The following is an 11,692-nucleotide window of genomic DNA, read 5'->3' as shown; positions in this document are numbered from 1 at the left end:
CGCTCGTACAGGCGCCTCGCCGCACTCCCCTGCAGCACGTTCAATCGATGGGTCACGGGACTCGCCGCATCACGCGCCTCGGCGAGGACGTCCGCGAGGACGGCGCCGCCCAGCCCTCTCCCCTGCCACTCGGGCGCCAGATAGAAGTGCTCGATCCAGGCTGCATCCGCGGCCGGCCGCACGGCGATCGTCCCGATGTCGACGCCCTCGGCGACGATCACGCGCGACAAGCGCGGCTCGAAGGCATGCAAGAACCTCTGCCGCACCCGCACCGGGTCGAACCTGCCCAGTCGCTCCAGATCGGGGCGCAGCACCACGGCGCGCAGCTCGGCGATCCACGACGCATCCGACGAGATGCTCGGGCGACTCGACCACGTCACATTCACGCGGTCCATTCTCCTCGGGAGCAGCGCCCTCACAGCGCAAGCAGCACGATCCCCGCCACCACCACCGCCGACGCGGCGATCCGCCAGCCCGGGCGACTCTCCTTCAACGCGAACACCCCGAACAGGCTCACGAGCACCACGCTCACTTCGCGCAGCGGCGCGACGAGGGCGACAGGCGCGATCTGGATCGCCGTCAGCACGAGGATGTACGAGAGCGGAGAGAGGATGCTGAACGCCACGATGCGCTTCCACTGTGTGCGACCGAGCGCCCACACGGCGCCCCATCTGCGGCGCACTCCGATCGAGTAGAACGGGATCTCGAGCAGCATGGTGCCGACCATGAAGGCCACGGGCGACAGGTTCCAGGTGCGCACCGCGTGCGCGTCCCAGATCGTGTACACCGCGATCGCGACTCCGGTGAGCAGCCCGAAGACGAGGCCGGGGTCCATGCGGCGACGCGACGAGGCACCCGAACGTCCGCGATCCACGAGCCCGATCGCCACCACACCGAGGATGATCGCCGCGACGCCGATCAGCGCGATCTGCGACGGCCGCTCCCCCAGCACGAGCACGGCGACGAGCACCGCGAGGAACGGCCCCGTGCCTCGCGCCGTGGCGTACACGGTGGAGAGATTGCCCTCGCGGTACCCGCGCTGCAGCACGGCCATGTACGCGACATGGAGGACGGCCGAGACTCCGACGCCGAGCGCGAAGGAGAGCACGTCGTCCGTGCCGAGTCCGCCGGTGAACGGGATGAGCCCGATCCACACGACCGTGCCGCCCACCGCACCCCACCAGAGGAACGGCATGCCTGCTCGACTCACCCCGTGCGCGATCACGTTCCAGGCGGCGTGCGTGACGGCTGCGGCCATGACGAGGGCGAAGGCGAGAGGTGACATGAGAGACCCTTCTTGTCGTCGCAGGGCGCGACGAACGGGGTCCTCCGGGCTTTTGTCCTGTCAGATGACGGCGCCCCTGTGGAGGAGCACCGTGGCGCCGCTCGGACCAGACGGGACGTCCGCACCCGCAGGTGCGACCCGGCCCCGGAACCCTAGGCGCTATCGAGACACACACTAACCGTCGAGTGTGACCGGGAGGTGAACGACCCCGATTACGATCGGAGGACCGCCCCCTTTCCGGAAGGTCGTCCATGCCCGTCACCTCTGACGCTCTCGCCCACGCCGAGGATCTCGCCGACTTCGTCGCCGCCTCGCCATCGAGCTATCACGCTGCCGCCGAGGTGGCCAGGCGACTCGAGGACGCCGGGTACACCCGCCTCCAGGAGGAGCGGGCGTGGGAGGTGACCCCCGGCGGACGTTATGTCGTCGTGCGCGACGGCGCGGCCATCGCCTGGAGCGTGCCGACGGACGCCTCGGCGACCACACCCGCGCACATCCTGGGCGCACACACCGACTCCCCCGGCTTCAAGCTCAAGCCGCAGCCGACCACCGGCGGGAGGGGCTGGCTCCAGGCCGCCGTCGAGGTCTACGGCGGGCCGCTGCTGAGCTCCTGGCTCGACCGCGAGCTGCGCCTCGCGGGGCGCCTCGCTCTGGCGGACGGACGCGTGGTGCTCGCCGACACGGGAGCGCTGCTGCGCCTCCCCCAGCTCGCGATCCACCTCGACCGTGAGGCCAACACGGGGCTCGCGCTCGACAAGCAGTTCCAGACGCAGCCCGTATGGGGCCTCGGCGACCCGACGCAGGAGGACATCCTGGCCGAACTGGCAGGGTCGGCCGGCGTCTCGACATCCGACATCCGCGGTTACGACGTCGTGATCGCCGACACGGCTCGCGGTGCCGTGTTCGGCAAGGACGACGCGTTCTTCGCCTCGGGGCGGCTCGACGATCTCGCCTCCGTGCACGCCGGGCTGGTCGCCCTCGAGACCCTCGGGACTCCCTCGACCGGACCGATCGCGGTCCTCGCCGCGTTCGATCACGAGGAGCTCGGCTCGAACTCGCGCTCGGGTGCGGGCGGGCCGCTGCTCGAAGACATCCTCGGACGCGTGTACGACGCCCTCGGAGCCGACGCCTCCGAGCGTCGGCGCGCCCTCTCGACGTCGTGGTGCCTGTCGAGCGACGTGGGCCATTCGGTGCACCCCAACTACGTGCACAAGCACGACCCCGTCGTGCAGCCTGTGCTCGGATCGGGTCCGATCCTCAAGCTCAACGCCAACCAGCGCTACGCGACGGATGCCGTCGGCTCCGCCGCCTGGCGCGGCTGGTGCGAGGCCGCCGACGTCGTCACGCAGGAGTTCGTGTCGAACAACAACGTGCCGTGCGGATCGACCATCGGCCCGATCACCGCGACGCGTCTGGGCATCCGCACGGTCGACGTCGGCATCCCGATCCTGTCGATGCACTCCGCGCGCGAGCTCGCCGGGGTCTCCGATCTGTACGACCTCGCCCGGGTCGCGGGAGCGTTCTTCGCTGGCTGAGCACGCAGTCTGCCCTCACGGGGCTCGCGCAGTGCCAGGATGATGGCATGACGGACATCAAGCCTGCTCTCATCGAGCGCGCGGGCATCGAGATCATCCCCGAATCCGAGCGCACCGCGAAGCCACGCGACCTGTTCTGGCCGTGGTTCGCGGCCAACGTCTCGGTGTTCGGCATGTCGTACGGCTCGTTCGTGCTCGGCTTCGGAATCTCGTTCTGGCAGGCCACGATCGTGTCGGTGATCGGCATCGTCGTGTCGTTCCTGCTCTGCGGCCTCATCGCGATCGCGGGCAAGCGCGGTTCGGCGCCGACCATGGTGCTGTCGCGCGCGGCCTTCGGCGTGCAGGGGCAGAAGGTGCCGGGCATCGTCTCGTGGCTGACCTCGATCGGCTGGGAGACCTTCCTCGCGATCATGGCCGTGCTCGCGACCGCCACCGTCATCACGCAGCTGGGCGGCGACGGCGACAGCATCGCGCTCAGGGTCGTCGCGACCGTGATCGTCGCCGCGCTCATCGTCGCGGCCTCGGTGCTCGGCTACCACACCATCATGAAGATGCAGTCCGTGCTGACCTGGATCACCGGCGCGGTCACGATCCTGTACGTCGTGCTCGCCGCGCCCAGCATCGACCTCGCGGCCGTCATGGCCCGCCCGGACGGCGGGATCGGCCAGGTCATCGGGGCCCTCGTGATGGTGATGACCGGATTCGGCCTCGGCTGGATCAACATCGCCGCCGACTGGTCGCGCTATCAGAAGCGCACCGCGTCCGACGGAGCGATCGTCGCCTGGAACACGATCGGCGGGTCGATCGCCCCGGTGCTGCTCGTGATCTTCGGGCTCCTGCTGGCCGGATCCGACGATGAGCTCAGTGCCGCGATCGCTGCCGACCCGATCGGCGCACTCGCGACGATCCTCCCCCTCTGGATGCTCATCCCGTTCCTGCTCACGGCGGTGCTCGCCCTGGTCTCCGGCGCGGTGCTGGGCATCTACTCCTCGGGCCTCACCCTGCTGAGTCTCGGCATCCGCATCCCGCGACCGTCGGCCGCGGCGATCGACGGCGTGATCCTCACGATCGGCACGGTGTACGTCGTCTTCTTCTCGACCGACTTCCTCGGCCCGTTCCAGAGCTTCCTCATCACCCTGGGCGTGCCGCTCGCCTCGTGGGCGGGCATCCTGATCGCCGACATCCTGCGTCGCAGGAAGGACTATGACGAAGAGGCCCTGTTCGACAGCCGAGGTCGTTACGGCGCGTGGGACTGGATCTCGATCGGCACCATGGTGGTCGCGAGTGTGATCGGCTGGGGCTTCGTGCTCAACGGCTTCGCGGAGGCCGCGCCGTGGAACAACTGGCAGGGCTACCTGCTCGGCCTGGTCGGCGGGGTCGACGGCGACTGGGCGTACGCGAACCTCGGAGTGTTCTTCGCCCTCGTGCTCTCGTTCGCGGTGACCTGGTTCGCGCGGGCGGGCAGGATCCGCCGCCAGGAGCAGGAGGCATGAGCGACGCTCCCTGGCTGGTCGTGATCGATCCGCAGGCGATCTTCGCGTCGGCCGACTCCGCCTGGGGTTCGCCCGTCTTCGATCAGGCGATGCCGCGCATCCGTGAGCTCGCCGAGGCGTTCGGCGAGCGCGTGATCGTGACGCGGTGGATGCCGACCGCCGACCGCTCGACCTCGTGGGGAGCGTACTTCGCCGCCTGGCCGTTCGCCGATCAGCCGCCGAGCGACCCTCTGTTCGACCTGGTGCCGGAGGCCGCCGGACTGTCGCCGCATCCCACCCTCGATCTGCCGACGTTCGGCAAATGGGGTCCTGAGATCGAGGCGATCGTGGGGCGAGGTGCCCACGTCGTGCTCGCCGGCGTGTCGACGGACTGCTGCGTGATCTCGACCGCTCTGGCCGCCGCGGATGCGGGGGCGCACGTGACGATCGCCGCCGACGCGTGCGCCGGGTCGAGCGCCGAGAACCACGCGGCGGCGATGCAGGTGATGAGCCTGTATCCGCCGCAGGTGACCGTGAGCGATACCGCGTCGATCATCGCCCGGCCTCAGCGGGCCGGTCTCTGACCCTCCCGCACCGCGGCGGCGATGTCGGCCGTCGACCCTCGCCAGGGTGCTCCGTGCCCCGGAAGGACCCACGATGCCGCGACCGCGGTCAACCTGTCGAGCGAGGCGAGCGCCTCCTCGGGCTCATCGGTGAACGGCGCCGGCTGCGCTCCCACCCGGCCGGTGAGCACGTGGCGCGTGGTCAGCGCATCGCCGACGAAGACCGCGTCGACGGCCGGCACGTGCACCGCGATGCTGCCGGGCGAGTGCCCCGGCATCCCGATGACTACGGGCGATCCGGGCAGCTCGAGCACCTGACCGTCGTCGACGGTCTCGACCTCGGCGACGTGACGCGTGCGCATGCCGCTCTTGCGCAGGCCGTAGGCGAGGAATCCCAGCATGGGTCCGATGCGCGCGGGCCCCATGGGCGTCTTCGGCTTCTCCCCCGTGCGCACGCGGTGCGCGTCGGCCGAGTGGATGAAGACCGGCACCCCGGCCTCGGTGCGCACCCGCTCCGCGAAGCCGATGTGATCGCTGTCTCCGTGCGTCAGCACGACGCCGCGGATGTCCGTGATCGGTCGACCGAGATCCGTCAGCTCACGCTGTAGGTCGTGCCAATGGCCGGGCAGCCCCGCATCGATGAGCGTGATGCCGTCGGGGAGGTCGATGAGGTAGGAGGCGACGATGTCGTTGCCGAGGCGGTGCAGGTGGGGTGCGAGTCTCATGGGGGATCCTTTCGCGGTTGCGATGGCTACATTACGTAGCTATCATAGCTACTATCAATAGCCATGAAGGAGTCCCCATGCCGACCCCCGAACGCACCTCTCTCGACGCGATCGTCGCAGCCGGACGCGAGCTGCTCGAATCGAGCGGCCCCGCGGGACTCACGATGCAGGCCGTGGCGCAGCGTGTGGGCGTGCGGGCGCCGTCGCTCTACAAGCGGATCCGTGACCGCGATGCCCTGCTGACCGCGGTCGCCACCGCCTCCGCCGACGACCTCACCCGCCGCCTCGACGCCGCGGGCGACGACCTCGCCTCGCTCGCAAGGGCCTACCGCGACTTCGCGCACGCGCACCCCGAGGCCTTCCGGCTGCTCTTCACTGCAGCCGCCCCCGAAGACGCGCTGCACCGGGCATCCGCTCCCGTGCTGCATGCGTGCGCCGACCTCGTCGGCTCCGAGCACGCGCTCGAGGCCGCCCGCCTCTTCACGGCCTGGGCGACCGGTTTCCTGCAGATGGAGCTGGCCGGGGCCTTCCGACTGGGCGGCGACGTCGCCGAGGCCTTCGACTACGGAATGTCGCGCATCCTCGCCGGGTTGACGACCGCCTGACGCCCCGCTTCGGGGGCCGACACGCCGGATGCCGAACCGCTAATGCCCGTACGTCCGCCAAGTGGCGTGTCGGCCCCCGAACTGTGCGCGAGCCGCCCTACTTCATCGTGTCGAGGATGCCGACCAGGTCGTCGAACGTGGTGAGCGGATTGAGGATCGCGAAGCGGGTGTTGGGGCGGCCGCGGTGCGAGCTCGGCACGACGAAGGCGCGCTGCGAATCGAGGAGCTCGTCGGACCACCGGTCGTAGTCGGCGCGCTCCCAGCCCTCGCGCTCGAATACGACGACCGAGAGCTGCGGGTCGCGCACGAGGCGCAGCTCGGGACGTGCGGCGATCTCGTCGGCGATCCTCCGAGTGAGGGCGAGCGTCGCGCTCACGGCCTCGCGATAGGCGGTGACTCCGTACGTCGCGAGCGAGAACCACAGCGGCAGACCGCGGGGGCGCCTGGTCAGCTGGATCGAGTAGTCCGACGGGCTGTAGTCACCGGCGTCCGTGAGCGTGTCGAGGTATTCGGCGTGCTGCGTGTGCGCGCGTCGGCCCGCATCGGGGTCGCGGTAGATCAGGGCGCAGCAGTCGAACGGGGCGAACAGCCACTTGTGCGGGTCGACGATCACCGAGTCGGCGCGCTCGACTCCCGCGAAGACGCCGCGCGCTTCCGGGGCGAGCATGGCGGTGAGTCCGTACGCTCCGTCGATGTGCAGCCAGAAGTCGAACTCGTCCTTCAGCGCAGCGATGCCGGCGATGTCGTCGACGATGCCGAAGTTCGTGGAGCCCGCCGTCGCGACCACTGCGCAGATCTCGTCGCCGTGCTCCCGCAGCGCCTCTCGCACCGCATCCGCTCTCAGCACACCGTCATCGCCCGCCGGCACGAGCAGCACATCGGCGTCCATGACCTTCGCCGCCGACTTGTTCGAGGAGTGCGCCTCGACGCTGCACACGATCTTCCATCGGCGAGGGAGCTCTTTGCCCGCCTCGAGCAGCGTCGCCTTCGCCGCCTCGCGTGCGGCGACCAGCGCCGACAGGTTGCCGATCGTGCCGCCCTGCACGAACACCCCTCCCGCGGTGTCGGGGAGGCCGAACTCGGACGCGAGGAAGGACAGCACCTCGTTCTCGGCGTGCACGGCTCCTGCGCCCTCGAGCCAGCTCCCCCCGTACAGGCCCGACGCCGAGACCACGAGGTCGAACGCGATCGAGGCGATCGTCGGGGCGGTCGGGATGAACGACAGGTACGAGGGGTGGCTCGTCGTCAGGCACGCCGGAGCGAGGATGTGCTCGAACACGCTGAGCGCACGCTGCGACCCCAGCCCCGCGTCGGTGATGGTCGTCCCGACCAGACGAGTGAGCTCGGCGGGCGACTGCGGCTTGTCCAGCGGCACATCGGCCGCGAGCATCCGGCGGCGCGAGTAGTCGAGCACGGCATCGACGATCGCCGTCGATTCGGCCGAGGCCGCGTGCATGCGTTCTGCTCCCATGAGCTGTCCTTACCTGAGGGTTTCTGCGGGCTGTGCGGACTCGATCGTCGGAACGTCGAGCACTGCGGAGAGAGTGCGCCTGGCCAGAGCGGCCCGATCGCGAGGAGCCCAGTGCACGAGCGAGTGCGCGCTCATGCCGTCGACCATGGCGAGCAGCATCCACGCGGCGGACCCGGCGTCGACCCGCAGCGCCGGGTCCTCGGCGATCGCGCGGGCGATGAGGTCTTCGAGCGCGCTGTGCCAGAGGTCCATCTCGGCCCGCACCCGGGCGCCGAGCGCCTCGTTGCGGGCTCCGAGCGCCCACGACTGCACCCACACCATGGCCACGTCGTCACGCGAGTCGTCGAGCAGCGTCTCGATGAGCCGCTGCAGATTCGCGCGCAGGTCGCGCGCAGGGTCGTACGACGCGATGACCTCGTCGCGCTCTGCGGCCACGATGGTCGTGAACACCTCGGCGACGAAAGACTCCATGACGGGGCGGTAGTGGGCCACGAGCGCCGGCGTCACGCCGACCCGCGCCGCGACGGCACGCACGGTGAGCGCCTCGAGGCCGCTCTCGGTCGCCAGAGTGACGGCCCCCTGGACGATCGAGCGCTCTCGCTCTTCGGGGGGCAGCCGACGCGGCTCGGCGACTCTTGACGTGTTCTTCATCAGGGGTTACCGTAGCACTCGTTGATCACGTGTTCAATAGCGATCACGGTTCCTCGTCCCCGAGGTCTCGATCAGCAGCGAGGAGACAATCATGGCCTGGCACATGCCCGCCGAGACCGCACCGCACGACCGCACCTGGATGGCGTTCCCCGCAGAGGGTCCGACGCTGGGCGAGACTGCGGCCGAACGCGAAGAGGGCTACGACACCTGGACCGCCGTCGCCCACGCGGTGGCCGAGTTCGAGCCCGTGTCGATGATCGTCGACCCCGCCGAGGTCGATCGTGCGCGGCGCATGCTCAGCAGCGCGATCGACATCGTCGAGGCGCCGGTCGACGAGTTCTGGATGCGCGACTCCGGCCCGACCTTCGTGATCGACGACGAGCGCCCCGGAGTTCTCGGCGCGGTCGACTGGATCTTCAACGGGTGGGGTGCGCCCGCGTGGGCACAGTGGCAGAAGGCGGCGCAGCACGCGCGGATCATCGCCGGGGCCGTCGGCGCCGAGCTCGTGAGCTCGACCCTCGTGAACGAGGGCGGAGGGATCCACGTCGACGGCGAGGGCACGGTGCTGCTCACCGACACCGTGCAGCTCGATCCCCGCCGCAACCCGTACGCCGACAGGGCCAGGGTCGAGGCCGAGATGGCCCGCACGCTCGGCGCGTCGAAGGCCGTGTGGCTGCCGCGCGGGCTCACGCGCGATTACGACGACTTCGGCACGAACGGGCACGTCGACATCGTCGCGACGATCGCCTCTCCGGGTCGGCTGCTGCTGCACGACCAGCGGAACCCCGAGCATCCCGACCACGCGGTGACGCGCGAGCTGCGCGCACACCTCGGCACGCAGACGGATGCCGCAGGGCGACGTTTCGAGGTCGTCGATCTGCCCGCGCCGGCGACGCAGCGCGACGACGAGGGCTTCGTCGACTGGAGCTACGTCAATCACCTCGTCACGAACGACGGGGTCGTCGCCTGCGGATTCGGCGACGACCGGGCGGATGCCGAGGCACGCGGGATCCTCGCAGAGGCGTACCCCGGTCGACGGGTCGTCACGGTCGACGCCCGCCCGTTGTTCGCGCGGGGCGGCGGGATCCACTGCATCACTCAGCAGCAGCCGAGCGTGGGGGTGCCCGCATGATCGACGTCGTGGAGGCCTCCATCGCCGATCTGCGGCGAGCGCTCGAGGCCGGAGCCGTGACGGCCGTCGAGCTGGTCGACGCGCACCTCGCCCGCATCGCCGCCTACGACGGTCCCGGCACAGAGACGGCTCTGAACGCCGTGGTCGTGCACAACCCCGAGGCGCGTGCAGAGGCTGCGGCCTCGGATGCGCGACGGGCGCGAGGCGAGACGCTCGGCCCGCTCGACGGCATCCCGTACACCGCCAAGGACAGCTATCTCGTGCGCGGACTCACCGCCGCTGCGGGCAGCCCCGCGTTCGCCGATCTCGTCGCTCAGCGCGACGCCTTCACGATCGAGCGCCTGCGAGCCGGCGGTGCGGTCTGCCTCGGGCTCACGAACATGCCCCCGATGGCGAACGGCGGCATGCAGCGCGGGGTCTACGGTCGGGCCGAGAGCCCGTACAACGCCGACTTCCTCACCGCGCCGTTCGCCTCGGGGTCGTCCAACGGATCGGGCACCGCGACCGCGGCGAGCTTCGCGGCGTTCGGTCTGGGCGAGGAGACCTGGTCGAGCGGGCGCGGGCCGGCCACCAACAACGCCCTGTGCGCCTACACGCCCTCGCGCGGAGTGATCTCGACCCGCGGCAACTGGCCCCTCGTGCCGACCATGGACGTCGTGGTGCCGCACACGCGCACGATGGCCGACCTCTTCGAGGTGCTCGATGTGATCGTCGCCGACGATGCCGAGGCGCGTGGAGACTTCTGGCGCGCGCAGCCGTGGGTGACACTGCCCCTCTCGTCCGAGGTGCGCCCGGAGTCGTACGAGGCTCTGGCCGCCGAGGCGGCGACGGCTCTGCGCGGCAGGCGCATCGGCATCCCCCGCATGTACATCGATGCAGACCCGGATGCCGGCACCGCCTCCGACCCGGGCATCGGCGGTCCCACGGGGCAGCGCATCGAGACGCGCGCCTCGGTGATCGCGCGCTGGGAGGCCGCGCGCCGCGACCTCGAGGCCGCCGGCGCCACGGTGGTCGAGGTCGACTTCCCCGTGGTGTCGAACTACGAGGGCGACCGACCGGGTGCGCCCACCATCGCGACACGCGGACTCGTCTCGCCGGAGTATCTGCGACGCGAGATCGTCGACCTGTCGGCGTGGGCCTGGGAGGACTTCCTGCAGGCGAACGGCGACCCGCGGCTGAGCACGCTCGCCGCCGTCGACGGAGCGTCGATCTTCCCGCATCCGGAGGGCGCGCTCCCCGACCGCTACACGGGCTTCGACGACGACATCGCCGAGTACCCCGCGTGGGTGCGCGCCCACCCGGGCGTCGGATTCGAGGACATGCCCGAGCTCGCCGACGGCGTGCACGGCCTCGAGGAGACCCGACGGATCGACCTCGAGGAGTGGATGGACGAGCACGGGCTCGATGCCGTGGTCTTCCCGGCGGTGGCCGACGTGGGCCCCGCCGACATGGACGTGAACGAGGCATCCGCCGACCTCGGGTGGCGCAACGGCACCTGGATCGCCAACGGCAACCTGACCGTGCGCCATCTCGGCATCCCGACCGTGACCGTGCCGATGGGACTCATGGCCGACATCGGCATGCCGATCGGTCTCACCTTCGCCGGCCGCGCCTACGACGACACGGCGCTGCTGCGCCTCGCGGCGGGGTTCGAGGCGATCGGCGCCCCGGGCGAACGCCGCACCCCGCCGCCGAGGACGCCCCCGCTCTGAATCGCCCTCCACAGCGCGACATTTCATTATTGTGACGCCCGCCACGATTGTTATATGTTCTTCCTGTCCCCCACGTCAGGAAGCAGTTCATGAGCACCGAGAACAACGAGCGCGAGCTCGAGGCCGGCATCGTCACCGATCTGTCCGGCCGCATGACCTACGGGTCGTACCTGTCGCTCGATCAGCTCCTCACGGCGCAGCATCCGGTCAGCGTCCCCGAGCATCACGATGAGCTGCTGTTCATCATCCAGCACCAGACCACCGAGCTCTGGCTCAAGCAGCTGCTGCACGAGCTGTCGTCCGCGCGAGAGCTGCTCGCGAGCAACGACCTGCGCGAGGCCCTGAAGCGCGTCGCACGCGTCAAGCGCATCCAGGACGTCATGACCCAGCAGTGGGCGATCCTCGCCACACTGACCCCCACCGAGTACGCGCAGTTCCGCGGTGCGCTCGGCAACTCCTCGGGATTCCAGTCGGTGCAGTACCGCGCGGTCGAGTTCGCCCTCGGCAACAAGAACGAGAAGATGCTCAGCGTCTTCGCCGA

The 11,692-nt window shown here is 70.1% G+C and carries 12 protein-coding genes; 7 read left to right on the top strand and 5 right to left on the bottom strand.

Annotated elements, in window-relative coordinates:
• Positions 1-386: GNAT family N-acetyltransferase (locus RWO82_RS13040; RefSeq protein ID WP_314427783.1), on the bottom strand; the 386-nt coding region annotated here is incomplete at its 3' end.
• Between the two features lie 29 nt (positions 387-415).
• Positions 416-1,285 (bottom strand): EamA family transporter, encoded by an 870-nt coding sequence (locus tag RWO82_RS13035; protein ID WP_314427781.1) that lies wholly within the window; start codon positions 1,283-1,285, stop codon positions 416-418.
• Between the two features lie 251 nt (positions 1,286-1,536).
• On the opposite strand from RWO82_RS13035, the gene RWO82_RS13030 reads away from it, so the two are divergent.
• Genes RWO82_RS13030 through RWO82_RS13020 form a run of 3 tightly spaced genes read left to right on the top strand, consistent with a single transcriptional unit; the run spans position 1,537 to position 4,876 of the window.
• Positions 1,537-2,820 carry a M18 family aminopeptidase gene (locus tag RWO82_RS13030; RefSeq protein ID WP_314427780.1) on the top strand — a complete coding sequence of 428 codons (1,284 nt, stop codon included), beginning with the start codon at positions 1,537-1,539 and terminating at the stop codon, positions 2,818-2,820.
• A 47-nt stretch (positions 2,821-2,867) separates the two neighbouring features.
• A complete protein-coding gene (locus RWO82_RS13025; protein ID WP_314427778.1) occupies positions 2,868-4,313 on the top strand; it encodes a cytosine permease in 1,446 nt (481 codons plus the stop codon).
• On the top strand, positions 4,310-4,876 hold the full coding sequence (locus tag RWO82_RS13020; protein WP_314427776.1) for a cysteine hydrolase: 567 nt from the start codon (positions 4,310-4,312) through the stop codon (positions 4,874-4,876). The genes RWO82_RS13025 and RWO82_RS13020 overlap by 4 nt, the downstream gene beginning before the upstream one ends.
• Here RWO82_RS13020 and RWO82_RS13015 read toward each other — a convergent pair.
• Positions 4,858-5,580 carry an MBL fold metallo-hydrolase gene (locus RWO82_RS13015; RefSeq protein WP_314427774.1) on the bottom strand — a complete coding sequence of 241 codons (723 nt, stop codon included), beginning with the start codon at positions 5,578-5,580 and terminating at the stop codon, positions 4,858-4,860. The genes RWO82_RS13020 and RWO82_RS13015 overlap by 19 nt on opposite strands.
• A gap of 77 nt (positions 5,581-5,657) precedes the next feature.
• Between RWO82_RS13015 and RWO82_RS13010 the strand changes: the two genes are divergently transcribed.
• Positions 5,658-6,185, top strand: coding sequence for a WHG domain-containing protein (locus RWO82_RS13010; protein WP_314427771.1), 528 nt, complete (start codon positions 5,658-5,660; stop codon positions 6,183-6,185).
• 97 nt (positions 6,186-6,282) lie between these two features.
• On the opposite strand, the gene RWO82_RS13005 is transcribed toward RWO82_RS13010, so the two are convergent.
• Both RWO82_RS13005 and RWO82_RS13000 read right to left on the bottom strand, forming a co-directional pair.
• A complete protein-coding gene (locus RWO82_RS13005) occupies positions 6,283-7,656 on the bottom strand; it encodes an aminotransferase class V-fold PLP-dependent enzyme (protein WP_314427768.1) in 1,374 nt (457 codons plus the stop codon).
• Between the two features lie 9 nt (positions 7,657-7,665).
• Positions 7,666-8,307: a TetR family transcriptional regulator C-terminal domain-containing protein gene (locus RWO82_RS13000; protein WP_314427765.1), complete on the bottom strand. Its 642-nt coding sequence runs from the start codon at positions 8,305-8,307 to the stop codon at positions 7,666-7,668.
• Between the two features lie 91 nt (positions 8,308-8,398).
• On the opposite strand from RWO82_RS13000, the gene RWO82_RS12995 reads away from it, so the two are divergent.
• From RWO82_RS12995 to RWO82_RS12985, 3 genes are all read left to right on the top strand, one after another.
• Complete coding sequence (locus RWO82_RS12995; RefSeq protein WP_314427762.1) at positions 8,399-9,439, top strand: agmatine deiminase family protein; 1,041 nt, start codon at positions 8,399-8,401, stop codon at positions 9,437-9,439.
• The gene (locus RWO82_RS12990; RefSeq protein ID WP_314427759.1) at positions 9,436-11,151 is read left to right on the top strand and encodes an amidase; all 1,716 of its coding nucleotides are present in this window, start codon (positions 9,436-9,438) and stop codon (positions 11,149-11,151) included. Before RWO82_RS12995 ends, RWO82_RS12990 begins: the two co-directional genes overlap by 4 nt.
• Before the next feature lie 89 nt (positions 11,152-11,240).
• Positions 11,241-11,692, top strand: a 452-nt coding sequence (locus tag RWO82_RS12985) for a tryptophan 2,3-dioxygenase family protein (protein ID WP_314427757.1), incomplete at its 3' end; no start/stop codon positions are given.

The sequence above is a fragment of the uncultured Microbacterium sp. genome (assembly GCF_963521645.1).
In the GTDB taxonomy this organism is placed as follows: Bacteria; Actinomycetota; Actinomycetes; order Actinomycetales; family Microbacteriaceae; genus Microbacterium.
Note: the sequence above shows the minus strand (reverse complement) of the source record. Positions and strands in the feature narration are given on the sequence as shown.